The sequence below is a fragment of the Variovorax sp. RCC_210 genome, from assembly GCF_041355175.1.
Taxonomy (GTDB): Bacteria; Pseudomonadota; Gammaproteobacteria; order Burkholderiales; family Burkholderiaceae_C; genus Variovorax.
Genome location: NZ_JBFUPJ010000023.1, coordinates 20,523 through 44,417 on the forward strand (window position 1 = coordinate 20,523; position 23,895 = coordinate 44,417).

22 protein-coding genes are annotated in these 23,895 nt (G+C 68.6%); 16 read left to right on the forward strand and 6 right to left on the reverse strand.

The annotated features are described in order from the left end of the window. Positions 1-187: 187 nt before the first annotated feature. Positions 188-952: a siderophore-interacting protein gene (locus AB6807_RS37165; RefSeq protein WP_371088511.1), complete on the forward strand. Its 765-nt coding sequence runs from the start codon at positions 188-190 to the stop codon at positions 950-952. Positions 953-962: 10 nt separating this feature from the next. Here AB6807_RS37165 and AB6807_RS37170 read toward each other — a convergent pair whose 3' ends face one another. Further along, positions 963-1,607, reverse strand: a complete 645-nt coding sequence (locus AB6807_RS37170; protein WP_371088512.1) for a TetR/AcrR family transcriptional regulator C-terminal domain-containing protein — start codon at positions 1,605-1,607, stop codon at positions 963-965. Between the two features lie 178 nt (positions 1,608-1,785). Between AB6807_RS37170 and AB6807_RS37175 the strand changes: the two genes are divergently transcribed. Then, entirely contained in the window at positions 1,786-3,066 is a 1,281-nt protein-coding gene (locus AB6807_RS37175; RefSeq protein ID WP_371088513.1) for a glutamate carboxypeptidase, read from the forward strand. Between the two features lie 49 nt (positions 3,067-3,115). Here the strand turns inward: AB6807_RS37175 and AB6807_RS37180 are convergent, their stop codons facing one another. Then, positions 3,116-3,820, reverse strand: a complete 705-nt coding sequence (locus AB6807_RS37180; RefSeq protein WP_371088514.1) for a glutathione S-transferase N-terminal domain-containing protein — start codon at positions 3,818-3,820, stop codon at positions 3,116-3,118. Between the two features lie 19 nt (positions 3,821-3,839). Further along, the gene (locus AB6807_RS37185) at positions 3,840-4,832 is read right to left on the reverse strand and encodes a TIGR03571 family LLM class oxidoreductase (protein ID WP_371088515.1); all 993 of its coding nucleotides are present in this window, start codon (positions 4,830-4,832) and stop codon (positions 3,840-3,842) included. Between the two features lie 236 nt (positions 4,833-5,068). On the opposite strand from AB6807_RS37185, the gene AB6807_RS37190 reads away from it, so the two are divergent. From AB6807_RS37190 to AB6807_RS37205, 4 genes are all read left to right on the forward strand, one after another. Then, positions 5,069-6,394 carry an MFS transporter gene (locus AB6807_RS37190; RefSeq protein WP_371088516.1) on the forward strand — a complete coding sequence of 442 codons (1,326 nt, stop codon included), beginning with the start codon at positions 5,069-5,071 and terminating at the stop codon, positions 6,392-6,394. 72 nt (positions 6,395-6,466) lie between these two features. After that, on the forward strand, positions 6,467-7,906 hold the full coding sequence (locus AB6807_RS37195; RefSeq protein ID WP_371088517.1) for an FAD-binding oxidoreductase: 1,440 nt from the start codon (positions 6,467-6,469) through the stop codon (positions 7,904-7,906). A gap of 42 nt (positions 7,907-7,948) precedes the next feature. After that, complete coding sequence (locus AB6807_RS37200) at positions 7,949-9,646, forward strand: tannase/feruloyl esterase family alpha/beta hydrolase (RefSeq protein WP_371088518.1); 1,698 nt, start codon at positions 7,949-7,951, stop codon at positions 9,644-9,646. A gap of 40 nt (positions 9,647-9,686) precedes the next feature. Beyond that, entirely contained in the window at positions 9,687-10,733 is a 1,047-nt protein-coding gene (locus tag AB6807_RS37205; RefSeq protein ID WP_286547684.1) for a LysR substrate-binding domain-containing protein, read from the forward strand. 18 nt (positions 10,734-10,751) lie between these two features. Here the strand turns inward: AB6807_RS37205 and AB6807_RS37210 are convergent, their stop codons facing one another. Next, the gene (locus AB6807_RS37210) at positions 10,752-11,423 is read right to left on the reverse strand and encodes a TetR/AcrR family transcriptional regulator (RefSeq protein WP_371088519.1); all 672 of its coding nucleotides are present in this window, start codon (positions 11,421-11,423) and stop codon (positions 10,752-10,754) included. A gap of 239 nt (positions 11,424-11,662) precedes the next feature. Between AB6807_RS37210 and AB6807_RS37215 the strand changes: the two genes are divergently transcribed. From AB6807_RS37215 to AB6807_RS37225, 3 genes are read left to right on the forward strand one after another with little or no spacing between them, the layout of a single operon-like run. Continuing rightward, a complete protein-coding gene (locus AB6807_RS37215) occupies positions 11,663-12,466 on the forward strand; it encodes an SDR family NAD(P)-dependent oxidoreductase (RefSeq protein WP_371088520.1) in 804 nt (267 codons plus the stop codon). A 25-nt stretch (positions 12,467-12,491) separates the two neighbouring features. Continuing rightward, positions 12,492-13,646 carry a DUF5938 domain-containing protein gene (locus AB6807_RS37220; protein WP_371088521.1) on the forward strand — a complete coding sequence of 385 codons (1,155 nt, stop codon included), beginning with the start codon at positions 12,492-12,494 and terminating at the stop codon, positions 13,644-13,646. Between the two features lie 5 nt (positions 13,647-13,651). Then, positions 13,652-15,190, forward strand: a complete 1,539-nt coding sequence (locus tag AB6807_RS37225) for an AMP-binding protein (RefSeq protein ID WP_371088522.1) — start codon at positions 13,652-13,654, stop codon at positions 15,188-15,190. A gap of 55 nt (positions 15,191-15,245) precedes the next feature. Here AB6807_RS37225 and AB6807_RS37230 read toward each other — a convergent pair whose 3' ends face one another. Both AB6807_RS37230 and otnK read right to left on the reverse strand, forming a co-directional pair. Further along, a complete protein-coding gene (locus AB6807_RS37230) occupies positions 15,246-15,944 on the reverse strand; it encodes a class II aldolase/adducin family protein (RefSeq protein WP_371088523.1) in 699 nt (232 codons plus the stop codon). 28 nt (positions 15,945-15,972) lie between these two features. Continuing rightward, positions 15,973-17,256, reverse strand: coding sequence for a 3-oxo-tetronate kinase (gene otnK / locus AB6807_RS37235; RefSeq protein WP_371088524.1), 1,284 nt, complete (start codon positions 17,254-17,256; stop codon positions 15,973-15,975). Between the two features lie 103 nt (positions 17,257-17,359). Between otnK and AB6807_RS37240 the strand changes: the two genes are divergently transcribed. The 7 genes from AB6807_RS37240 (at position 17,360) to AB6807_RS37270 (ending at position 23,885) form a co-directional block, all read left to right on the forward strand. After that, positions 17,360-18,613, forward strand: a complete 1,254-nt coding sequence (locus AB6807_RS37240) for an aminotransferase class III-fold pyridoxal phosphate-dependent enzyme (RefSeq protein ID WP_371088525.1) — start codon at positions 17,360-17,362, stop codon at positions 18,611-18,613. An 18-nt stretch (positions 18,614-18,631) separates the two neighbouring features. Continuing rightward, positions 18,632-19,816 (forward strand): ABC transporter ATP-binding protein, encoded by a 1,185-nt coding sequence (locus tag AB6807_RS37245; protein ID WP_371088526.1) that lies wholly within the window; start codon positions 18,632-18,634, stop codon positions 19,814-19,816. Next, complete coding sequence (locus tag AB6807_RS37250; RefSeq protein WP_371088527.1) at positions 19,813-20,709, forward strand: ABC transporter permease; 897 nt, start codon at positions 19,813-19,815, stop codon at positions 20,707-20,709. Before AB6807_RS37245 ends, AB6807_RS37250 begins: the two co-directional genes overlap by 4 nt. A gap of 35 nt (positions 20,710-20,744) precedes the next feature. Further along, positions 20,745-21,557, forward strand: a complete 813-nt coding sequence (locus AB6807_RS37255) for an ABC transporter permease (protein WP_207786808.1) — start codon at positions 20,745-20,747, stop codon at positions 21,555-21,557. Between the two features lie 73 nt (positions 21,558-21,630). Further along, entirely contained in the window at positions 21,631-22,722 is a 1,092-nt protein-coding gene (locus tag AB6807_RS37260; protein WP_371088528.1) for an ABC transporter substrate-binding protein, read from the forward strand. An 87-nt stretch (positions 22,723-22,809) separates the two neighbouring features. Then, positions 22,810-23,547, forward strand: a complete 738-nt coding sequence (locus tag AB6807_RS37265) for a GntR family transcriptional regulator (RefSeq protein ID WP_116912749.1) — start codon at positions 22,810-22,812, stop codon at positions 23,545-23,547. A 2-nt stretch (positions 23,548-23,549) separates the two neighbouring features. Beyond that, entirely contained in the window at positions 23,550-23,885 is a 336-nt protein-coding gene (locus tag AB6807_RS37270; protein ID WP_116912750.1) for a hypothetical protein, read from the forward strand. Positions 23,886-23,895 lie beyond the last annotated feature (10 nt).

Below are 23,895 nucleotides of genomic sequence, written 5' to 3' on the forward strand. Positions count from 1 at the left end.
AGAACTATTCTTATTGGAGTGTATCACCGATTGTTAACTAGGCGAAGGTCTGCGTGGCGCCTTCGATGCCCATGCCCGGGTCGTGGATCAGCCCGAAAACTAACGTTGTTAGATTAATATCCGATGCCAAACTAACGCTGTCAGGTTGACTCGCGTTTTTCTTTTCAAGCCGTCCAAAGAGTTGCTCATGCCTTCTTCCAACATCGGGTCCGAATCGCCGCCAGACGCGCTCCAGCCGGGGCTTGTCGAACGCACGCTCACGCGGCTGTTCCTGCGGCCCGCACGTGTCATCGCGGCCACCACGCTGTCGCCGCGGTTCCGGCTCATCGACCTCGAGGGCGTGACCTTCGAGGGCGACCGCTGGTCGCCCGGGCAAAAGGTGCAGATCAAGCTCGACGGCGGCTTCATGACGCGCACGTACACGCCCATGCGCTGGGACGCCGCGCGCGGCGTGACCCGCATCGTGGCCTTCGCGCACGGCGAGGGGCCGGGCAGCGACTGGGTGCGCCATGCGAGCCCGGGCGACGAGCGCCAGGTGTTCGGCCCGCGCCGCTCGCTCGACCTGGCGCCGCTGGTGCAGCAGGCGGGGCCGGTCGTGTTCTTCGGCGACGAGACCTCCTTCGGGCTCGTGGCATCGCTGGGTTCGCGCGACGATGTGCGGGCCGTGTTCGAAGTAGGTGCCATCGCGGAATCTCGCAACGTGCTCGACGCGCTGGGCGTCCGGCCGCTGGCGCTGATGGAGCGCCGCACCGACGATTCGCACCTGGCCGAGCTGCTGCCCGAATTGCAGGCCGCGATGTCGTCGCCCCTGTCGTCCGGCACGCGCTACGTGCTGACCGGCAAGGCCTCGTCGATCCGCCAGGTGAGCCGCGCGCTGAAGGCGCAGGGCGTGGAGGCCCGGCGCATTCTGGCCAAGGCCTACTGGGCGCCGGGGAAGACCGGGCTCGACTGAGCACGCTCGCTCATCGCTTCTTCTTTTTCGGCGCATCGATCCTGCTCGCCAGCCCGGCGATGAAGATGTCGAGGCCCAGCGCAAAGCGCTCTTCCAGGTCGGTGTCGAACAGCGTGCCCGCGCATGCGAACACCGAAGGGAACCGTTCCTTCGACATGGCCAGCAGGTCCGCCTGGTTCCCGGCCAGGTCCACGTGCTGGTCGGGGCCCAGCGCCTGCTCTTCCATGACGAAGCCGAGCACGTAATACATCATGCTGAACGAACCCCAGGCCGCGAGCTCGTGGCTGGCGCCCGCGCGCAGCAGCGGACCGACCATCGCCTCGCCCATGCGCAGGGTGTTCTCCGAGGTCACGTAGGTGCCGGCATACACGCGGGCGCCGTCGCGGTGCGCGAGCAGGCCCTGGCGCAGCTGCTCGCCCACGAGGCGAATCGCGTCCTGCCACGGCAGGCCGTCGACCGGCTCGCGCGCCACGCCCTCGACCAGCGCGTCGGCCATGCCGTCGATCAGCGCCTTCTTGTTCGGAAAGTGCCAGTACAGCGAGGGCGCCTGCACCTGCAGCGCCTGCGCCAGCGCGCGCATCGTGAGGCCGTCGAGGCCGTTTTCTTCGAGCAGCACCAAGGCCGTGGCAATGATCTGGTCGCGCTGGATTCGCATCGGGGGTCCGGTTTCTTTCGTGGGAAGTAAGGCTAACGTTGTTAGTGTAGTCAGCGGCTTGACCCGTTCGCGACGCGGGTGATAGCCTGCCGCGGCCCCCTCAGTCGAACTGCTTCGGACTGCTTCGGACTGCTCAGGGCTGCTCTCCCGAACCCAAACGCACAACCCAACGCACAACATGAAGACTCGCACGCGCTCCCATTCCGTCACCTCCACTTCGAGCGTCAGCCGCTGGGCGCGCACCGCCTGCCACGGCGCCGTGCTCGCCTGCGCGCTGCTGGCCGGCCAGGCCATGGCGCAGAAGCCGCACCAGGGCGCGCTCGACGCGGCCACGCAAAGCAAGGACGAGGCGCTGAAGCTGCTGGAGCGCATGGTCAACATCGACTCCGGCTCCACCACCATCGAAGGGCTCGACAAGGTGCGCGAGATCGCGGTGGAAGAACTGCGCAAGCTGGGGGCGCGCATCGAGACCTTTCCGGCCGAGCCGCACCCGGGCACCAACGTGGTCGCCACGCTCACGGGCCAGGGCAAGAAGAAGATCCTGATCCTCGCGCACATGGACACCGTGTTCAAGGACGGCACGGCCGCGGCCAAGCCCTTCTACATCAAGGACGGCCGCGCCTACGGCCCCGGCGTCATGGACGACAAGGGCGGCGTCGTGGCCGGCCTGTACGCGCTGAAGATCCTGCAGCAGATCGGTTTCAAGGACTACGGCCAGATCACCTTCCTGCTCGACACCAACGAGGAGACCGGCTCGGTCGGCACCAGCGCGCTCATCGAGCGCATCGCCAAGCAGCACGACGTGGCGCTCAACCTGGAGCCGGGCCGCCCGGCCGACGGGCTGGTGGTGGAGCGCAAGGGCTCGGCCACCGCGCTGCTCGAGGTGAAGGGCACGGCCGCGCATGCGGGCGTGGCGCCCGAGGCCGGCCGCAACGCGGCGATGGAAGTGGCGCACCAGGTGCTGCAGCTGTCGAGGACGGCGGACGCCGCGAAGAAGACCACGGTCAACTTCACCGTGCTCACGGCCAACGGCCCGACCAACGTGATTCCCGCCACGGCCAGCGCCAAGGCCGACGTGCGCGTGGCCACGCCCGAGGAGTTCGACCGCGTCGAGAAAGACATGGTGCGCATCGCGCAGAACAAGCTCATTCCCGAGACCGAGGTGCGCGTGCGCCTGAGCCGCGGGCTGCCGCCGATGCCGCGCCTGCCGTCGTCCGAAAAGCTGGTGAAGATGGCCGAGGGGATCTACGCGGAAATCGGCAAGAAGCTCACCATCGAGAGCAGCGGCGGCGCGGCCGACGCGAGCCTGGTGGCGGGCGTGGGCGTGCCGGTGCTCGACGGCTTCGGCATCGTGGGCGGCGGCATCCACACGCCGGAGGAATACGCGGAGGTAGAGAGCGTGGTGCCGCGCCTCTACCTGCTCTCCCGCATGCTGATGGACCTGTCAGCGAGCAACTGACCGGCCCATCGATCCACAGACCGACCGCCAGGATGAGGGGCCCCGTCGTTCAGCCGCGCGCGGGAATGTTCAGCCCCCGTGCCACGGCGGGGCGCGCCACGAAGGCTTCGAGCACGCGCGCGACGTTCTCGAAGTCCTTGAAGCCCACCAGGTCGCCCGCTTCGTAGAAGCCGACCAGGTTGCGGATCCACGGGAAGGTGGCGATGTCGGCGATGCTGTAGTCGTTGCCCAGGATCCACTTGCGGCCCTGCAGGTGCTTGTCGAGCACGCCCAGCAGGCGCTTCGACTCGGCCACGTAGCGGTCGCGCGGGCGCTTGTCCTCGTACTCCTTGCCGGCGAACTTGTTGAAGAAGCCGAGCTGGCCGAACATCGGGCCGACGCCGCCCATCTGGAACATCACCCACTGCAGCGCCTCGTAGCGCCCGGCGGTGTCCTGCGGAATGAACTTGCCGGTCTTCGACGCCAGGTACACCAGGATGGCGCCCGACTCGAACAGCGGCAGCGGCTTGCCGTCGGGCCCGTTCGGGTCGAGGATGGCCGGGATCTTGTTGTTCGGGTTGAGCGACAGGAACTCGGGCGACATCTGGTCCTGTTTCTCGAAGCTCACCAGGTGCACCTCGTAGGGCAGGCCGGTTTCCTCCAGCATGATCGACACCTTCACGCCGTTGGGCGTGGGCAGCGAGTACAGCTGCAGCCGCTCGGGGTGCTGCGCGGGCCATTTCTTCGTGATGGGGAAGCTCGAGAGATCGGTCATGTGTCGTCCTTGATGAGGGTCAGGTCTTGCCAAGCGCCGGATTCTGCCCGGCTTGGGCCCGCGGCGTGCGCGCATGGCCTTGCAGCCGCGGCAGCACCTCGCGCCCCAGTTCGTCGACCACTTCCATCGCCGGGCGCGGGCCGCGCACCAGGTTCAGCAGCACGTGGGCCACGCCCGCGTCTTCCATGCGGTCGAGGTAGCCGACGAGCGCGTGCCGGCCCGTGCGCAGGCCCAGCTCGATGGGTTCGGCCGGCGCATCGGCGTCATCGAGCAGGTCGAGCTGCAGCGACTGCACGAACGGCTTGGCCTCGCCCGCGTTGCGCTCGCGCAGCGCGGTCTGCCACAGGCCGATGCGGCCCTGCTGGCGCGCCTCGTCGCGGTGGTAGGTGGCCCAGCCGTCGGCATGCGCGGCGGTCCATTGCAGCGACTGGCGCGCAGAGCCCACCACCAGCATGCCGATGCGCTCCGCGGGCGGCGCCATCAGGTCGTAGCCGCCGGTGGCCTCGCGCAGGGCGGCGCGGTCTTCAACCTCGGGCGACAGCGCCGAGCGCACCAGGTTCCAGCGCTCGCGGAACACGTCGCCGCGCAGCGCGATGTCCTGCTGGAAGATGGCGAATTCCGCCTCGCGGTCGCCCGAGCCCAGGCCCAGCACGAGGCGCCCGCCCGACAACCGGTTCAACGACAACGCGGCCTTGGCCACGTGCAGCGGATGGCGCAGCGGCAGCACCGAGGCGGCCGTGCCCAGCGCGATGCGCGCGGTGGCGCCGGCCAGCGTCGCGAGCCAGACGAAGGGCTCGTCGAGCACCGAGATTTCTTCGCCCTGCGGCACCATCACCGGCACGTCGCGCGTCCACAGCGCGGCGAAGCCGAGCGCATCGGCGTGCCTCGCAAATTGCAGCTCGAGCGCTGGCTCGGCCATCGCGCCGTTGGCGCGGGCCATGGGCGTCATCAGGCCCAGCGTGAGGCGGCCGGCGAGCAAGGCCTGCCGGTAGGCGGTGTTGAAGTGGGTCATGTCGCTCGGGTGCTCGCGTGTTCACGTGTTCACGTGTTCGCACGCTCGCGTGCTCAGGTTGAGGGGTGCCGCGAAATGATCGCACGGGGCAATCTCGTTCGGAGATGCACCGATCTTTAATCCATATGAATCTTGCGCGTAAACCCGCTGCGGCGATGCGGGGGGCGCCACGACCATCGTGGCACCGACAACACCCGCAAGACCCACAAGATCCACAGAAAGCGAGACGCCCCCTCATGAGCTCCACCACCACCGCTGCCGGCGCGCAGCCCTACAAGGGCCGCCTCGAAAGCACGTCCGACGCCGTGTACCGCAAGGTCGGCTGGCGGCTGATTCCGCTGCTGTTCCTGTGCTACATCGTGGCCTACCTCGACCGCGTGAACGTCGGCTTCGCCAAGCTCCAAATGCAGGGCGACCTGCAGTTCAGCGAGGCGGTGTACGGCCTGGGCGCGGGCATCTTCTTCATCGGCTACTTCCTGTTCGAGGTGCCCAGCAACGTGGTGCTGCACCGCGTGGGCGCGCGCCGCTGGATCGCCCGCATCATGATCACCTGGGGCCTGCTCTCGGCGGCCACCATGTTCGTGAGCTCGCCGGTGTCGTTCTACGTCATTCGCTTCCTGCTGGGCGCGGCCGAGGCGGGCTTCTTCCCCGGCATCATCCTGTACCTCACCTACTGGTACCCGGCCGCGCGGCGCGGCAAGGCGACCTCGCTGTTCCTCGCGGCCATTCCGTTCGCGGGCATCCTGGGCGGGCCGATCTCGGGCTGGATCCTGCAGGGCATGGGCGGCGTGAACGGCTGGGCCGGCTGGCAGTGGCTCTTCCTGCTGCAGGGCCTGCCGACCGTGGCGCTGGGCCTGGTGGTGTGGCGCTACCTGGACGACCGCGTGAAGGACGCGCAGTGGCTTACCCCCGCCGAGCGCGAGCTCATCGCGCGCGACATCGCCGCCGAAGACGCGGGCAAGGCCGCACCCCGCATCCTCAGCGTGCTGAGCAACGGCCGCGTGTGGCTGCTGGCGCTGGTGTACTTCGCCTACACCTCGGGGCTGTACGGCATCTCGTTCTGGCTGCCGAGCATCATCAAGGCCATCGGCGTGAAGGGCGCGCTCGACATCGGGTTGCTCAGCGCCATTCCGTGGAGCTTCGGCGTGGTGGCCATGTACCTCATGGCGCGCAGCGCCGACCGCCGGCTGGAGTACCGCTGGCACAGCGCGCTGGCCGCCATCGTCGGCGCGGTCGGGCTGGTGCTGAGCGTGGCCTTCCACGGCAACGCGACGCTCGCGATGGCCGGGCTCACGCTGGCCACCATGGGCATCATGTCGACGCTGCCGATCTTCTGGGGCATGCCCACGGCCTTCCTGGGCGGCGCGGCTGCGGCGGCGGGCATCGCGCTCATCAATTCCTTCGGCAACCTCTCGGGCTTCAGCGCGCCGTTTCTCATCGGCCTGATCAAGGACGCCACGCAGAGCACCGATGCCGGGCTGCACATGCTCGCGGCCATCCTGGTGGTCGGCGCCGTGTTGGTGCTGCTGGTGAAGCCGGAGCGCATCGCTTCGAAGCGCTGATTCGTTTCCCCGCGCCGCGTCGTTCGCCCGCGGCGCTTTCTCCCCGTTTTCGTTTCCTGAAAGAAGAACCCCATGGATGCGGTCGTGAGTACCCCTGCGCGTTCGAACGCGCCCGCCGTCGCCCGGCGATCCCCGTCGCCCGAACTGCTCGCGCTGCTGCAGCGCAGGTTCGCCGAGCGCTGTTCCACCAGCCAGGCCGTGCTGCTGCAGCACGGCACCGACGAGTCGGCCTACCTGCCGCAGCCGCCCGACGCGGTGGTGTTCGTGCACGGCACCGACGAGGTGGCCTTCGTGGTGCGGGCCTGCGCGCGGGAGCGCGTGCCGGTCATCGGCTTCGGCGTGGGCTCGTCGGTGGAAGGCCACCTGCTGGCGGTGCAGGGCGGCGTGTGCGTCGACTTCTCGCAGATGAACAAGGTGCTGGCCATTCGCCCCGGCGACCTCACGGCCACGGTGGAGGCCGGCGTCACGCGCGGGCAGCTGAACGCGGCGCTGCTGGAGACCGGATTCTTCTTCTCGGTCGACCCCGGGGCCGACGCGTCCATCGGCGGCATGGTCGCCACGGCCGCCTCGGGCACCAACACCGTTCGCTACGGCACCATGCGCGACAACCTCGTGAGCCTCACGGTGGTCACGGCCAACGGCGACGTGGTGCGCACCGCCTCGCAGGCGCGCAAGAGCTCGGCGGGCTACAACCTCACGCAGCTGTATTGCGGCAGCGAAGGCACGCTGGGCCTGATCACCGAGGCCACCGTGCGGTTGCATCCGCACCCCGAGGCCTACGCGGCGGCGGTGGTGCACTTTCCGTCGGTGCGCGCGGCGGTCGACTGCGTGACCGAGGCGATCCAGATGGGCGTGCCGCTGGCGCGCGCCGAGATGCTGGACGCGCTGACGATCCGCGCCGTGAACGCGCACAGCCGCACCTCGCTCAGCGAGAACCCCACGCTGTTCCTGGAGTTCGGCGCGAGCCAGGCGCAGATCGACGAGCAGGCCGACGTGGTGCGCGAGATCGTGGCCAACCACGGCGGCGGCGCCTTCCAGTGGGCCATTCGGCAGGAAGAGCGCTCGCGCCTGTGGACACCGCGCCACCACGCCTACTTCGCCTGCCTGCAGCTGAAGGCGGGCAGCCGCAGCCTGACGACGGACGCATGCGTGCCGCTGTCGGCGCTGGCGCAGTGCATCGACGAAACGCAGGCCGACATCGATGCGCACGGCCTGCTCGCCCCCGTGTTCGGCCATGTGGGCGACGGCAACTTCCATTGCCTGGTGCTGGTGGACCCGAACAGCGTCGAGGAAAACGAAGCGGCCGAGGCCTTCAGCCACCGGCTGGTGCAGCGCGCGCTGCGACACGGCGGCACTTCCACAGGCGAGCACGGCGTGGGGCTGCACAAGATGAAGTACCTGGTGGAAGAGCACGGCGAGCACACCGTGGCGTTGATGCGCGCCATCAAGCAGGCGCTGGACCCGCATGACATCTTCAACCCCGGCAAGGTGGTCGGGCCCGCCGGGGCTTGAACGGCTCTTCGCTTTCCGCACAACAACACTGGAGACACGACGATGAAGAGCTCGAACATGCCCACGCTCGCACCCACGCTCGCACCCACGCTCGCGCCAACGGTCGCACGCCGCGCGCTGGTTTCAGTTTCGGTGGCCGTGGCCGCGTTGGCCGCGGGGTGCGGCGGTGGTGGCAGCAGCGCGAGCGGCTTCCTGCCGCTGCTTCCTCCGGCACCCGCGCCCGCCACTCCTCCCCCTGCCGCACCCCCGCCGCCCGCCATGTCGCTCACCGACAAGTGCCCCACGCTCAAGGGCGAGGCCTTCGGCGCCGGCGCGGTGCTCGTCGACGATGCCAAGGTGGTGGCCGCGACCGGGCCGCAGCCCGCGTACTGCGTCGTCACCGCGAGCTTCAAGGGCTCCAGCCTGCGCTTCGAGGCGCGGCTGCCCACGGAGGGCTGGAACGGCAAGCTGGCCTTCATCGGCGGTGGCGGCTTCGACGGGCAACTGCCCAAGGCCACCGACCCGCAGTTCAGCGAATCGATCTTCTCCGAGCGCTACGCCACCATCGGCACCAACGGCGGCTACGACTACGGCGGGCCGGCCGACGCGGGCTATTTCGCCGCGGGCTTCGCGGCCGATCCGGCGAAGCTGCTCGACTTCACGCAGCAGTCGGAGCACCGCGCGCTGCCGCCGGGCAAGGAGGTGATCGCCGCCTTCTTCGGCAGCGGCCCCGCGCGCAGCTACTTCGAAGGCTGCTCCATGGGCGGGCACGACGCGCTGATGCAGGCGCAGCGCTTTCCCGACGACTTCGACGGCATCGTGGCGCGCGCGCCGGCAGGCAACATCATGGGCCTGTTCATGCAGTTCAACCGCATCTCGAAGCGGGTGCGCACGCCGGCCAACACGCTCAACGCCGCCAAGCAGACGCTGCTCGCCAACGCGGTGCTCGCGCAGTGCGATGCGCTCGACGGCGTGGCCGACGGCATCGTCTCCAGGCCCGCGGCCTGCAGCTACGACCCCGCGCCGCTGCGTTGTGCGGGCGGCGCGGACACGGGCGACAGCTGCCTGTCGGACGCGCAGATCGGCACGGTGAATACCATCACCTCGGCCGTGGCCACGTCGGACAATGCGTGGTCGCACCCGGGCTACAACTTCGGGCTGGAGAACACGGCCGAGGGCTGGGGCTCTTACATCTGGCCGCAGGCGGCGCTGGGCGGCAACTCCATCCAGGGCATGTTCTCGGACGGCTTCGTGCGCTCGTTCATCACGCAGGACGCGGCCTTCGACACGCTCGCGTGGAACCCCGACCAGTGGATCGCGCGCATGGGCGTCATCGGCGGCCTGTTCAGCGCGGCCGACCCCGACCTGGGCAAGCTGCACGCGCGCGGCGCCAAGCTGATCCTGTGGAACGGCACCAACGACACCTCGGTGAGCGCGCGCGACACGTCGCGCTACTACGACCGCGTGGTGAGCACGCTGGGCCAGCAGAAGGCCGACGACACGGTCGAGCTCTTTCTTGCGCCGGGCGTGGGCCATTGCTACGGCGGGCCGGGCGCCGACAAGGTCGACCTGCTGAAGGCGATGTCGACGTGGGTGGAGCAGGGCGTGCCCGCGTCGGCGCAGAAGCTGGTGCAGCGCAAGGTCGATGCCGCGAGCGGGGTCACGGCGCTCTCCAGGCCGATGTGCAAGTACCCGGCCTACCCGCGCTACAAGGGTACGGGCGACACGCACGACGCAGCCAGCTTCGACTGCGTGAACTGAGGACTTGTCCGAACCGAAGGCCTGCATACCGCGACCTAGAATGACCGGCCCGCCGCTGCAGCCCTTGCAGCGCGCGGCCGGAGACCTTTGGATGGAACTGCGCCAGTTCAAGTATTTCGTCGCCATCGTGGACTGCGGCAGCCTGTCGCGCGCCGCGCAACAGCTCTTCATCGCGCAGTCGGCCTTGAGCAAGCAGATGGCCGAGCTCGAGTCCGAGCTCGGCACCCAGCTGCTGCTGCGCAGCCGCAATGGCGTGGCGATGACCGAGGCCGGCAAGGTGTTCTACGAATACGCGCAGGGCATTACCAAGCAGGTGAGCGATGCCAAGGCCGCGGTGCACGTGGCGTCCGACGCGGTGGTCGGCTCCGTGGTGGCGGCGCTGCCGCAAAGCGTGTCGCCCATGATGGCGCTGCCGCTGATGCGCGCCGCGGCACGGCGCTACCCCGACGTGGTGCTGCACCTGAACGAGGAGCTCACCGGCAACATGGCCGACCAGCTGCTGCGCGGGCGTGTCGACGTGGCGGTGTTCTCGCCGACCATGCCCGCGGAAGACATCTTGTTCACGCCGCTGGTGGAAGAAGACTTCGTGCTGCTCGAATCTCCGCAGAGCGCGCATGCGCTGCCGCCCGGTGACGTGAGCATCGCGCAGGCCACCGCGCGGCCGCTGGTGTGGCCCGCGAACGCGCACGGGCACTGCACGCGCTGGCTGGTCGATGCGGTGCTGGAACAGGCCGGGCACCCGGCGGCGCAGGTGGCCGCGGAAATCAACTCGGTCTATACGCTGAAGGCGGCGGTGGAAGCGGGGCTGGGGCCGACCATCATGCCCTTCGGGCTCGCGCAGCGCGAAGTGCAGGAAGGCCGGCTGGCCGCGCACCGCATCGATTCGCCGTCGATGTTCCGCACGCTGGGGCTGTGCGTGTCGGTGCACCTGCCGACCACGAACGCCAAGCGTGCGGTGTGCGCGCTCATCGGCGATGTGATGCGCGAGCTGTGCGAGAGCGGGCAGTGGGCCGGCGCACGCGTGGTCGTGCCGGCGAAGAAGCCCAAGGAGAAGGAACCCAAGCCGCCGAAAGCGCCGAAGGCTTAGCGCCCGCGGCGGCGCGCATCAGGCGATGCGCTTGCGGCCGGCTAGGGCGGTGGCAGCTGTCTTGGCCGGTGCATTGGCCGATGCTTTGGCGGGCGCGGCGAACAGGCGAGAGATGGCCTGGCGCACATCGGCTTGCAGCGTCTCGATGGCCTTCGCATCGCCCGACAGGTGCTTGAGCAACGCTTGCTGGAAGAGGCCGTCGAACAGCGCATACGTGGCCGAGGGCGGCATGCCGCCGGACTCGCCCGACAGCTCCGCGAAGCGGCTCATGATGCGCCAGATCATGTCTTCCAGGCTCTTGTCGATCTGCACCACGTCGGCGCGAAAAGCTTCTTCGAACAGCGCCTGCGAACGCAGGTCATACCACAGGCGATGCACGTGGCCTTCGTCGCGCAGCGTGTCGCCCAGGCTCTGCAGGAAACCGTCCATCAGCTCGTCGTACGTGGCAGCGGTTTCCACCGCGTGGTCGTAGCGCGTGACGCAGCGCGCCTTGTACTGCTTGACGCTGCAGATGATCAGGTCGACCTTGTCGCTGAAGTAGTAGTGCAGCACGCCGTGCGAGAACTCGGAGTTCTGCGCGATCTCCCGCAGGCTGGTGCGTGCATAGCCGAGCGCGGCCAGCGTGGTGAGCGCGGCCTCGCCGAGCTCGGCGCGGCGCTCCGAGAACTTGTCCACGCGTGCCTTGGGCACTCGTTCAGTGTGTTTCTTGACCCGTTGATGTGTCGTCATGGAAAGCCTGCCGCGTGCACGCCGGCTGTGTGTTCTTCGTTGGTTCAAACCATAGCACGCAAGCGGGAGAACCCGCATCAGGCGTGCCACGGATGGTGATTTAAGAATTTGGGCAGTCGTCAAATAAAAACTTGACACTCGTAAAGTCGATTTCTAGCATGGCCGCTCCATCTCACAACTATTCAGACAGGAGACAAGTGATGGCCAAGTTCGACTTGAAAGGGCGCAACGCGCTCGTGACGGGCGGTGCGCGCGGCATTGGCGCGAGCATTGCCGAGGCGCTGGCGGCCGCCGGTGCCTCCGTGATGATCGGCGACGTGCTCGCCGACCTGGGGCGCGAAACCGCATCGAGGCTCTCTGCTTCAGGTGCCAAGGTGGGCTTCGTGCCGCTCGACGTCACGAAGGACGCCGACTGGGCCTCCGCCACCGAGACCACGGTGAAGGAGCTGGGCGGCTTCGACATCCTGGTGAACAACGCGGGTATCGAGATCACTTCGCTGGTGATCGACGTCGACGGCGACGACCTGCGCCGCATGCTCGACGTGAACGTGGCCGGCACGCTGCTGGGCATGAAGCACGCGTTTCGCGCGATGCGCCCCGGCGGCAGCGCGGGCGGCGGCGGGGCGGTGGTCAACATCGCATCGGTCGCGGCGACCATCGCCTTTCCGGCCATCGCGGGCTATTCGGCCACCAAGTCGGCGGTCGACCGCGCGACGCGCGTGGCGGCCATGGAGTCGGGCAAGCTGGGCTACGGCGTGCGCGTCAACTGCATCTACCCCGGCCTGGTGCCCACCGACATGGGCATGAAGCTGGCGAGCGACATCGTCGCCGCGGGCCTCGCGCCCAGCGTGGAGGCCGCGGTGGGCGATGTGATCGGCCAGACGCCGCTCGGGCGCCTGGGCGAGGTCGGCGACATGGCCGACGTGGTGGTCTTCCTCTGCAGCGACGCGGCCCGGTTCATTACCGGCGCGGGCCTCGCGGTGGACGGCGGCATGGGCATGTGAACGAAGAACACCAAGGAGACACAGCATGAGCACCAGCACCAACAAGAACACGGGCAAGAAGAAGCCCGTCGTCGTCTACGGCGCCTCCGGCTACACCGGCCGCCTGGTCTGCGAGTACCTGCGCGAGTACAACATTCCGTTCATCGCCGCGGGCCGCAGCGCGCAGAAGGTGGACGCGGCCATGCAATCGAACGTGCCCGGCATCGAGACCGCGAACTACGAGGTGGTGGAGGTGAAGCATTCGGTGGGCGCGCTCACCGAGCTCTTCACCGGCGCCTCGGTGGTGCTGAACACCGTGGGGCCGTTCGCCAAGTTCGGCCCCGAGGTCGTCGAAGCGAGCCTGGCGGCAGGCTGCCACTACACCGACACCACCGGCGAGCAAGACTGGCTCATCACGCTGGAGCGCGAATGGGGCGACAGGTTTGCCAAGGCGGGCCTGCTGCTTTCGCCCGGCCTGGCGCACATGTACACCACCGGCGAAATCGCCGCGCAGCTGTGCCTGGAAACGCCGGGCCTCGACACGCTGGACATCGCCGTGTTCTGGGGCGGCAGCCCGACCATCGCGTCCACGCAGACCATCCTCGTCAATGCCGCCACCTCGAAGGCCTATTACCTCGAGCAGAACGAGTACGTCGAATGGCAACCCGACGCGGGCCTGTACCACCTGGCCATTCCGGGCCAGCACGAGGCGGCGCTGGCGCTGCCATGGGGCGGCACCTCGCACCCCGTGTGGTTCAAGCGCGATCCGCGCGTGGCCAACGTGAAGGTGCTCGGCGGCGTGTTCAACAAGGCGCTGATGCAGGGCGTGCCGCAGATCGTGGCGGCCGCGCTCAAGGCCACCGAAGGCATGAACGAGGAAGACCGCTATGCCGCGCTGTCGCAGACCGCCTCGGGCGTGATGAACACCATGCCCCCGCGCGAGAACCCGCGCATCAACAAGTCGGTCGATTCGGTGCATGCCTCGGGTCCGCTGGGCCGCGTGCACTGCGTGATCTTCGGCAACTGCAACTACAAACAGACCGGCCTGCTGCAGGCCTACGCGGCGGCATCGCTGCTGCAGCAGGCACCGCGGCGCGCCGGCTTCGCCTCGGGTTGCCAGGCCTTCGGGCACCACGAGCTCCTGGGTGCGCTGCGCGGCTTCGGGCTGGTGCAGGAGCCCGTGCTCACGCGGCTGGGTTGACGGCCATGCGCCTCGTCGACTACCTCGACAAGGGTGCCCAGCTGGGCGCCCACGCGCCCTGCCTGGGCATGGGGGACACACAGCTGTCGTACGGCGACGTGCAGCGGCTCAGCCACCGCGTGGCCCGCGCCTTGCAGCGCAGCGGCGTGGGGCCGGGCAGCAAGGTGGCGGTGCTGTCGGGCAACGACCCCGTCGCGTTCGCCTGCGTCTTCGGGCTCTCGCGTGCCGCGGCCGTGTGGTGCCCGATCAACCCGCGCAACGAGGCCGCCGAGAACCGCTACGTGCTCGACGCCTTCGATTGCAGCTGCCTCGTGTTCCACAGCAACTACGCGCCGCTGGTCGAGCAGATGCGCGCCGACCTGCCCAAGCTGACGACGCTGGTGTGCCTAAACCGCGAGATGCCGTACGCCCCGTCGCTCGAGCAGTGGCTCGACGGCGCGAGCGACGCGCCCATCGACGTTCCCGTGGTCGACGACGTCGCGATGATCGCCGGCACCGGTGGCACCACCGGACAGCCCAAGGGCGTGATGCTGTCGGGCCGCAACCTGGAGGCCATGTCGGCGCTGACCTTGATGGGCTACCCCTTCGAGGGCCGGCCCGCCTACCTCGCGCTCGCGCCGCTCACGCACGCGGCCGGCGTGCTGTGCCTGCCGGTGATGGCGCTGGGCGGGCGCGTGGTGATCATGCCCAGGCCCGACCTGGGCGAGTTTCTCGGGCTCATCGAGCAACACGGCATCACCCACACCTTCTTGCCGCCCACGCTCATCTACATGCTGCTGCAGCACCCGCAGCTGGCGTCCACCAGGCTCCAGTCGCTGCAATGCTTCTGGTACGGCGCCGCGCCCATGTCGGCCGCGCGGCTCGAAGAGGCGCTGCAGAAGATCGGCCCCGTCATGGCGCAGCTCTTCGGCCAGACCGAAGCGCCGATGATGATCTCGATGATGTCGCCGCGCGAGCACTTCAACCACGACGGCTCCGTCGCGCTGAACCGCCTTTCTTCCGCGGGGCGCCCCGGTCCGCTCGTGCAGGTGGGCGTGATGAACACGGAAGGCGCGCTGCTGCCCACGGGCGAGAGCGGCGAGATCGTGGTGCGCGGCTCGCTCGTGATGCTGGGCTACTACAAGGACGCGCGCGCCACCGAAGAGGCCTCGCGCCACGGCTGGCACCACACCGGCGACATCGGCTACCTCGACGCCGACGGCTTCCTGTACATCGTCGACCGCGCGAAGGACATGATCATCTCGGGCGGCTTCAACGTGTACTCCGCCGAGGTCGAGCAGGCCCTGCTGCAGCACCCCGACATCCAGGACAGCGCCGTGGTCGGCCTGCCCGACGAGAAGTGGGGCGAGCGCGTGGTGGCCGTGCTGCAGTTGCACGCCGGGCGGCAGGTCGACGTGGAAGACATCAAGGCCTTCGTGAAGGCGCGCATCGGCAGCGTGAAGGCGCCCAAGCAGGTCGAGGTGTGGCTGGACCTGCCGCGTTCGAAGGTGGGCAAGGTGTTGAAGAAGGATGTGCGTGCGGCGTTGATTGCGGCGTTGCCTTGAATTGACCTGGTTCGCGCCGCATACCGGGCGGCCCTCAGACCGCCAACGTCGAATCTCAGCGACCGGTGCTCAGGCGCGACTTGCCGTATCCGCGATACCGCTCCCGCACCACCGCCATCTCTTCGGTGCTCAGGATCACGGGTGCGCCGAGCTGCGCGCTCATCCAATACTGCCTGGCCAGCGTCTCCAGCTTCGCCGCATTGGCCACGGCCTTGTCCAATGCAGGCGCGTGGCAGATCATTCCATGGTTCGCCAGCAGGCAGGCGTTGCGGCCCTCGAGGGCATCGACCGCCGACTGCGCCAGCGCGTCGGTGCCGAAAGTCGCGTACTCGGCGCAGCGCACGTCGTCGCCGCCGAAGCCCGCGAGCATGTAGTGAAAGGCCGGAATCGGCTTGCGCTGGCACGACAGCGCCACGCAGGCGTCGGAGTGCGTGTGCACCACGGCCTGGGCCTGCGGGTAGGCGCGGTAGATGGCGGTGTGCATCGACCATTCGCTGGAGGGCACGCCGGAGCCCCGGGCTTCGCCCCCCATGGCGATGTGGACGAAAGCCTCGGGGCTGATGCTGTCGCCGTCCGCGCCCGTGGGGCTGATCAGCACGTCCTCGCCGAAACGGCAGCTGATGTTGCCGGCGCTGCCGTTGTTCAGCCCGAGCCGCGCGAGGCGTTGGTAGGCGCTGGCGAGGGCTTCGCGAAGCTGGTGTTCCGTGGGAAGAGTGGGAAGAGTGGGAAGAGTGGGGCGGGGGATGGTCGTCATGGGCGTCCTGTGCAGGTGAGAGGGAGGGTCACGCGTCGCGCATGCTGTCCAGCATCGGCAACAGCATGTCCACGGGGCCGAGCTTTCCGCTCTTGAGGCACAACGCGAGCGGACCCACGCCGTCGATCGCCACGCCGCGCGAAATGCCCGGGGCCACATAAGCGCCGACCTGCAGCCGGTCGATGCCCAGGTGCTCCAGCACCGAGCCCGAGGTCTCGCCGCCGGAAATCACGAAGCGCGCCACGCCCGCGTCGCGCAGCCGGCGCGCGAGCTGGCCGAGGATCTTTTCCGCGAACGCCGCCGCCTCGTGCTTGCCGATGCGCGCCTGGATGCGCTCGATGACCGAGGCCTGCGCCGACGTGGCGATGGCGACCGGCCCGCGCGGCAGTTCGCGCAGCGCCCAGGCGAGCGCGTCGCCCACCACATCGACGCCGTCCAGCGCCTGCTCCACGTCGACCCAGCGCACCGGTCGCTCGCGTTCGAAGGCCTTCAGCTGTTCGATGGAGCGGTCGGCGCAACTGCCGGCCAGCACTACGCCAGCACCGTCTATGGCGGGCAGCACGCCGGCATCCGCATCGGCTTCCGGTGGCAGCCATCCGTTCTGTCGCCACAGGGCAGGGTAGTAGGCGCCGATCGACGAGTTGCCGGTCATCAACGGCCAGTCCCAGGTGAGCGCCGCGAGCGCCGCGAGGTCGGCCGGTTCGGCCGCGTCGGCAATGGCGAAGCCGATGCCCGCGTCTTCCAGCGCGCGCGCATGGGCGCGCAGCGCCGTCGGCCCCGCGTGCACCACCTGCTGCGCGATCAGCCCGACCGGCGTCTTCGTCTGCCGCTGCAACACGCGCACGAGGTTGGGGTCCAGCATGGGCGTGAGCGGATCGAAGCGCTTGGGCGACTCCGAGATCAGCATGTGGTCCGCGAACAAGTGGCCCTGGAACACGCGCCGCCCGGCTTCCGGGAAGGAAGGGCAGAAGGCCGTCAGCCGCGCGCCGGTCATCGCGCGCAGCACATCGGCGCAGGGGCCGATGTTGCCGGCGTCGGTCGAATCGAAGGTCGCGCAGTACTTGAAGAAGAGCTGCCTCGCACCACGCGCCTGCAGCGCCTTCGCGCCGCGCTCGAAAGCCGCGACCGCATCGGCGGCCGGGATCACGCGCGTCTTCTGTGCGACGACCACTGCGTGCAGGTTGTCGGGCAGCGACGCCACGCCCTCTGGCCGCGTGACGAAACCGCAGCGCACGCCGTGTGCCACCAGCATGGCGGCGAGCTCCATGCCGCCCGTCAGGTCGTCTGCCAATGCGCCGAACAAAAGTGCCATGAAGTGTCTCCGGGTGTGGGTTGCTGCACCGGTTTTTCGGGGTTGTGCAGTGGATTAAATATGATATATCATGCCGCAAATCGCCAACATCCAAGGATCTCGAATGTCGTCCGTTGCCTCGCAAGCTTTGTCGAATCGCCAGGACGCCGCATGGCGCCAACGTGCCGCGAAGGTGGTGCCGGGCGGGATGACGGGGCACCTGAATGCGGCGTCGCTGCCGGCGGGCTACCCGCAGTTCTTCGAGCGCGGCGAGGGCTGCCGCGTGTGGGACGTCGACGGCAACGCCTACATCGACTTCATGTGCAGCTGGGGCCCGAACCTGCTGGGCCACCACCGCCCCGAGGTCGATGCCGCGGCGCAGCGCCAGCAGGCACTGGGCGATTGCCTCAACGGCCCGACGCCGCGCTTCGTGGAACTGGCCGAGCGCTTCGTGGCGCGCAGCGCGCACGCCGACTGGGTGCTGTTCCAGAAGAACGGCACCGACGCCACCACCGTCAGCCTGATGGTCGCGCGCGCCGCCACCGGCAAGCGCAAGGTGCTGGTGGCCACCAAGGCGTACCACGGTGCCGATCCGTGGTGTACCCCGGTGCCGGCCGGCGTCACGTCCGAAGACCGGGCGCACCTCATTCAGTACACGTACAACGACGTCGCCAGCCTCGAGGCGGCGGCCGACGCCGCGGGCAACGACCTTGCCGCGATCGTCTGCGCCGCTTTCAAGCACGACTTGGGCATCGACCAGGCCCTGCCCACGCCCGAGTTCGCCCGCCGTGCCCGCGAGCTCTGCGACAAGGCCGGCGCCGCGCTGATCCTGGATGAGGTGCGCGCCGGCTTTCGCGTGCATGCGGGCGGCAGCTGGGAAACCGTGGGCGTGCGCCCCGACCTCAGCGCCTGGAGCAAATCGATTGCCAACGGCTACGCGCTGGCCGCCGTCACCGGCGTCGACGCATTGCGCGAAGCCGCCACCCGCATCTACACCACGGGCTCTTTCTGGTCGGGCGGCGTGGCCATGGCCGCGGGCCTGGCCACGCTGGAGATCGCCGATGCCGCCGACGTGGTGGGCCACGTGCAGCGCATGGGGCAGCGCCTGCGCGACGGCATCGAGGCGCAGGCGGCGAGCCACGGCACGCCGGTGCGCCAGACCGGGCCGGCCGCGCTGCCGCTGATTCTTTTCGACGACGACCCCGGCTTCGACAAGGGCGCGGTGTTCACCGTGGAGGCGCTGCGCCGCGGCGTCTACATGCACCCGAAGCACAACATGTTCCTGTCGCTGGCGCACACCGAGCACGACATCGACCTGGCGCTGCAGGCCACCGACCCCGCCTTCGCCGCGGTGGCGGCACGCTTCGGCCGCCGCTGACGCCAAGGAAACGCACGCATGACCTCTACCTCCAGCGCCGCCCCCACGGCCGCCCCCGTCGGTGGCGGCGCCATCGAGATCCGCGGACTCAGCAAGCGCTTCGGTTCGGTGCAGGCGGTGGACGATGTGTCGCTCAGCGTGCGGGCCGGTGAATTCATCGCACTGCTCGGCCCCAGCGGCTCGGGCAAGACGTCGATCCTGATGAGCATCGCGGGCTTCGAGCTGCCCGACGCCGGCAGCATTTCCATCGACGGCGAAGACCTCACCTACCTGCCCGCGAGCCAGCGCAACCTGGGCATGGTGTTCCAGAAGTACACGCTGTTCCCGCACCTCTCGGTGCTCGACAACGTGGCCTTCGGGCTGAAGATGCGCGGCGTGGCCCGGGCCGAGCGCCACCGGCTGGCCGAAGAGGCACTGGCCACCGTGCGCCTCGCGGGCTACGGCAAGCGCATGCCGGCGCAGCTCTCGGGCGGCCAGCAGCAGCGCGTGGCGCTGGCGCGCGCCATCGTCTACCGGCCCAAGGTGCTGTTGATGGACGAGCCGCTGAGCGCACTCGACAAGAACCTGCGCGAAGAGATGCAGCTGGAAATCAAGCGGCTGCAGTCGCAGCTCGGCATCACGGTGGTGTTCGTCACGCACGACCAGGGCGAGGCGCTCACCATGGCCGACCGCGTCGCCATCCTGAACCAGGGCCGCATCCAGCAGCTCGACGCGCCGAAGGCACTGTACGAGCGCCCGCGCACCCGTTTCGTCGCCGGCTTCATCGGCGAAACCAACTTCGTGCCGGTGCAGGTCGGCTCGCTGCGGGCGCATGGGGCGCTGGTGCAGTTGCCCGGCGGTGCCGCGCCGCGCGAGGTGCGCAACGACGCGCTGGTCGGGCGCGTCGCGGGCAGCAGCACCGCGGTGGCCGCCTTGCGGCCTGAACAGATCTCGCTCGGCCGCGCCGATGCGCCCGGCGCGCTCGGCGCCACCATCACCGGGGTGATCTACAGCGGCTCCACCGTGCTGTGCATCGCGCGGCTGGCCGACGGCACCGAACTGCGCGCGCGGCTGCCTGACCCGAGCCGCGTCACCGTGGCCAGCGGGGACCGCGTCGGCCTGCTCTGGCCCGACGAGGCACTGCGCATCTACGGCGAAGAGGTGAGCCAAGAGGCGAAAAAGGAGGTGGGCAAAGAGGCAGACAGAAAGGGCGCGGCCCGATGACCGCCGCAGTCGCACTGATCACCCCGTCGCCGTTCCAGCGCCTGTGGCTGGGCAGCCGGCAGCTCAGCGTGGCGGCGTCGGCCCTGCTGCTGGCGCCTTTCTTCGCGCTGCTGCTCGTCGTGTTCCTCTATCCGCTGCTGAGCCTGCTGTCGACCAGCTTCCTGGAGCCGCATGTGGGCCTGGGCAACTACCAGCGCGTGTTCGACAACCCGGTGTACCTGCGCGTGATGCTGCGCACCGGCTGGATCAGCCTGCTGACCACCGCGCTCGCGCTGGTGCTGGGCTTTCCCATCGCCTACATGATGACCAAGGTGAAGGGCGCCACCGCCGCCTTGCTCACCGCGTGCGTGCTGCTGCCGCTGTGGTCCAGCGTGCTGGTGCGCACGGCCGCGTGGATCGTGCTGCTGCGCCGCGACGGCATCGTCAACAACGCGCTGCAGTGGCTGGGCCTTACCGGCAAGCCGCTCACGCTGCTCTACACCGAAGGCGCGGTGGTGCTGGCCATGGCGCACGTGCTGCTGCCGTTTCTCATCCTCCCGATCTACTCGGCACTGAAGAACATTCCCGACGACTACATGCGCGCGGCCGCCATGCTGGGCGCCAACCGCCGCCGCGCCTTCTTCGAAGTGCTGCTGCCCCTGAGCCGTGCCGGCGTGCTGAGCGGCTGCCTCATGGTGTTCCTGTCGGCGCTGGGCTTCTTCGTGACGCCCGCGCTCATCGGCAGCCCGCAGGAGCTGATGATCGCCACGCTGGTGTCCCAGCAGGTGCGCGAAATGCTCGACTGGCCTTTTGCCGCCGCGCTCATCGGCGTGCTGATGGTGGTGGTCGCCACGCTGACCATGGTCTTCAACAAGGCCGTGAGCTTCAACCGGCTGATGGGGGGAGGGGCATGACCGACCGCGCGACGAACTCTAACCGCACGAACCGAGTGAACCGCGCCCGCTTCGACTTCGGCGCCTTCTCGCTGCGCGCCTACGTGTGGCTGGTGGTGCTCTTCATCATGGTGCCCACGCTGATCATCGTGCCGATGTCGTTCAGCCCGGCCGACTTCCTGGAGTTTCCGCCGAGCGGCTTCACGCTGCATTGGTACGAGGAGTTCTTTGGCGACCTGCAATGGCGCAAGGCCGCCCTGCTCAGCCTGCAGGTGGCCGCGCTCACCATGCTGTGCTCGGTGGTGATCGGCACCATGGTGTCCTACGCCATCGTGCGCGGCACCGCGCGCTTCAGGTCGGCCACGCAGCTGCTGGTGATCGGCCCGGTGATCGCACCGCACATCGCGGTGGCGGTGGCCTGCTACCTGTTCTACCAGCAACTGGGCATCGTGGGCTCGCTGGGCGGCTTCGTCGCGGCGCACACCGTGCTGGCGCTGCCCTTCGTGGTGTTCACGGTGTCGGCCGCGCTGAGCCGTGTCGACCCCGACCTCGAGGCCGCCGCCATGAGCTGCGGCGCCAGCCGGCCGCGCGCCTTCTTCCACGTCACGCTGCCGCTGATCGTGCCGGGGCTGCTGAGCGGGGCGCTGTTCGCGTTCATCATTTCCTTCGACGAGCCGGTGGTGTCCTTCTTTGTCTCCAGCGTGCGCCAGCGCACCCTGCCGCGGCGCATGTTCGAGGACATCGAGCAGAACCTCACGCCCATCATTCCGGCCATCGCCACCTTGCTCACGCTGCTGTCCATCGCCGTGCTGATCGCGGTGGCGCTGCTGCGCGTGCTGGAGCGGCGGCGCAACGAGAAGAGCGGCTGAGGGCCGCGCCTTCTTCCCTCCTTTTTCTTCCCTTTTCTCTTTTTTCCTGGTCTTCATTCACAAGGAGTTCGCGATGACTGTCATGACGAAATGGCTCGATCGATGCAAGAGCGCCTCGCTCGCTTCGCTGACCTGCACCGCCGCCCTGGTGGGCGCGAGCGCCGTCCACGCCCAGGCGCTGGAAAAGGAACTGGTCATCGCCACCACCGGCGGGCTGATGGAGAAGACGCTGGTGCAGCACTTCTACACGCCGTTCTCCAAGGCCAAGGGCGTCGAGGTGGTGCCCGCCGCCATCGAGGTGCCCGACCAGTGGGCCAAGGTGCAGGCCATGGCGCGCAGCGGCGGCATGGAATTCGACATCGTCACGGCCACGCCGCCCGACCTGGTGCAGAAGAAAGACCTGCTGCAACCCATCGACTGCGCCAAGCTGCCCAGCGTGGTGGCCAATGGCGTGAAAGGCGCCTGCACGCCCTACGGCGTGATCCGCACCGTGGGCGGCATGCAGATCGGCTACAGCACCGAGGCCTTCAAGGGCGCCAACGTGCCCAAGACCTGGGCCGACTTCTGGGACACCGCCAAGTTCCCCGGCCCGCGCGGCCTGCCCGACACCGGCGACCGCGAATGGTGGGTGCCGGTCGCGGCCTTGCTGGCCGACGGCGTGGCGCCCGACAAGCTGTTTCCGCTCGACCTCGACCGCGCCTACAAGAAGCTCGACAAGATCCGCCCCAACGTCACCGTGTGGTGGAAGAGCGGCGACCAGCTGCAGCAGATCCTGCGCAACAAGGAAGTGGTCATGAGCATGGGCTACTCGGGCCGCCTCATCTCGCTGATGGGGGCCAAGGTGCCGATCAACGTGTCGTGGGACGGCGCCATTCGCGACGTGGGCTACATGTCGATTCCCAAGGGCGCGCCGCACCCGAAGGCGGCCATGGCCTACCTCGATTATTTCTACGCCTCGTCGCCCGAGCAGCACGTGGCCTTCGTCAACGCCGTCAACTACGACACCGGCAACGGCAAGACCGCCAGCCTGTTCCCGCCCGAGCGTCGCGCCATGCTGGCGACCTCGGCCGAGAACTTCGACAAGCTGATCGTGGCCGACTACGAGTGGATCGGCAACAACCGCCAGATGCTGCGCGACCGCTGGATCGCCTGGCTGGGCCGCTGAGCCATGCCTGCTGCGGTGCACTGCTTCGCCAACGCCACAATCTAGGCCGCGCGAATCTACGCAACCCGCAATCAAGGAGAGATTTCAATGGCAACCGGTATCAATGTGGTCGAACGTGTCAATCTGGCCAGCCAGATCTACGAGCACCTGCGCGAGCAACTGATGTCGGCCACCTTCCAGCCCGGCCAGCGCCTGAAGATCCGCGAGCTGGCCAAGACCATGGGCACCAGCGAGACGCCGGTGCGGGAAGCCTTGATCCAGCTGGTGCGGGACCGTGCGCTCGAGATGAAGGAGGGCTACTTCATCCGCGTGCGCATGCTGTCGCTGGCCGAGTACATCGAGCTGCGCGACATTCGCCTGTCGCTGGAGCCGCTGGCGGCCGAGCGCGCCGTGCCGCTGCTTGACAACGCCGCCATCAAGCAGCTCACCGAGAGCCATCGCCTGCTGATGCGCGCGGAGAAAACCAAGGACTACCGCGCGGCGCTGCAGCACAACTTCGACTTTCACTTCGGCATCTACCGCCGTTCCGGCATGCCGCAGCTGACCGAGCTGCTCGACCGCATCTGGGTGCAGGTCGGGCCGATGATGAATTTTCTCTACCCGCACGGGCACCCGCGCTACGACGGCGCGCACCAGCACGTGAACGTGCTGCGCGGCCTGCAGCAGCGCGACGTGGAAGCCGTGCGCACCGCGATTCGCGACGACCTGATCGAGGGCGGACGCGACTTCCTGCGCGTGCTGGGAGAAATCGACGCCAACCCCGCGCGCGCGGACGAGCTGCTCGCGCTGCGCAACCAATCCCGCCAAGCAGAAAGTCCGCCCTGATGATGGATCACACCAGCGACCCGAACGCCGCCTCCTACCGCCTCGACCCGCAGCGCACCGACCTGGCCCGCGAATTCCGCAGCCACATCCGCGGTCCGCACAGCGCGGAACTGCAGAAGCTGCTGCACCGCATGCGTTGGGGCCCACCCGGCGGTCGTTACCTGCTGGTGGTGCTGGAGCCGGGCCGGCGCTGGGCCCTGGCGCAGATGCCGCCCGAGCGCGGCCAGAAGGTCAAGGTATTCCACGACCGCACCTTCGATTCGCTCGACGACGCCGAGTGGCATGTGTTCGGCCTGCGCTGGCAGGTACTGACAGGCCAGGAACTCAAGCTCGACTGAACGAAGAACG

Bases quoted from the DNA above. Each gene is read 5' to 3' on its own strand.
- AB6807_RS37250 (WP_371088527.1), top strand. From the start codon at position 19,813: ATGACCGCCGCAGTCGCACTGATCACCCCGTCGCCGTTCCAGCGCCTG.
- AB6807_RS37205 (WP_286547684.1), top strand. From the start codon at position 9,687: ATGACCGGCCCGCCGCTGCAGCCCTTGCAGCGCGCGGCCGGAGACCTT.
- AB6807_RS37225 (WP_371088522.1), top strand. From the start codon at position 13,652: ATGCGCCTCGTCGACTACCTCGACAAGGGTGCCCAGCTGGGCGCCCAC.
- AB6807_RS37230 (WP_371088523.1), bottom strand. From the start codon at position 15,944: ATGACGACCATCCCCCGCCCCACTCTTCCCACTCTTCCCACTCTTCCC.
- AB6807_RS37185 (WP_371088515.1), bottom strand. From the start codon at position 4,832: ATGACCCACTTCAACACCGCCTACCGGCAGGCCTTGCTCGCCGGCCGC.
- AB6807_RS37270 (WP_116912750.1), top strand. From the start codon at position 23,550: ATGGATCACACCAGCGACCCGAACGCCGCCTCCTACCGCCTCGACCCG.
- AB6807_RS37190 (WP_371088516.1), top strand. From the start codon at position 5,069: ATGAGCTCCACCACCACCGCTGCCGGCGCGCAGCCCTACAAGGGCCGC.
- AB6807_RS37175 (WP_371088513.1), top strand. From the start codon at position 1,786: ATGAAGACTCGCACGCGCTCCCATTCCGTCACCTCCACTTCGAGCGTC.
- AB6807_RS37170 (WP_371088512.1), bottom strand. From the start codon at position 1,607: ATGCGAATCCAGCGCGACCAGATCATTGCCACGGCCTTGGTGCTGCTC.
- AB6807_RS37220 (WP_371088521.1), top strand. From the start codon at position 12,492: ATGAGCACCAGCACCAACAAGAACACGGGCAAGAAGAAGCCCGTCGTC.
- AB6807_RS37195 (WP_371088517.1), top strand. From the start codon at position 6,467: ATGGATGCGGTCGTGAGTACCCCTGCGCGTTCGAACGCGCCCGCCGTC.
- AB6807_RS37260 (WP_371088528.1), top strand. From the start codon at position 21,631: ATGACTGTCATGACGAAATGGCTCGATCGATGCAAGAGCGCCTCGCTC.
- AB6807_RS37165 (WP_371088511.1), top strand. From the start codon at position 188: ATGCCTTCTTCCAACATCGGGTCCGAATCGCCGCCAGACGCGCTCCAG.
- AB6807_RS37265 (WP_116912749.1), top strand. From the start codon at position 22,810: ATGGCAACCGGTATCAATGTGGTCGAACGTGTCAATCTGGCCAGCCAG.
- AB6807_RS37245 (WP_371088526.1), top strand. From the start codon at position 18,632: ATGACCTCTACCTCCAGCGCCGCCCCCACGGCCGCCCCCGTCGGTGGC.
- AB6807_RS37215 (WP_371088520.1), top strand. From the start codon at position 11,663: ATGGCCAAGTTCGACTTGAAAGGGCGCAACGCGCTCGTGACGGGCGGT.
- AB6807_RS37180 (WP_371088514.1), bottom strand. From the start codon at position 3,820: ATGACCGATCTCTCGAGCTTCCCCATCACGAAGAAATGGCCCGCGCAG.
- otnK (WP_371088524.1), bottom strand. From the start codon at position 17,256: ATGGCACTTTTGTTCGGCGCATTGGCAGACGACCTGACGGGCGGCATG.
- AB6807_RS37200 (WP_371088518.1), top strand. From the start codon at position 7,949: ATGAAGAGCTCGAACATGCCCACGCTCGCACCCACGCTCGCACCCACG.
- AB6807_RS37240 (WP_371088525.1), top strand. From the start codon at position 17,360: ATGTCGTCCGTTGCCTCGCAAGCTTTGTCGAATCGCCAGGACGCCGCA.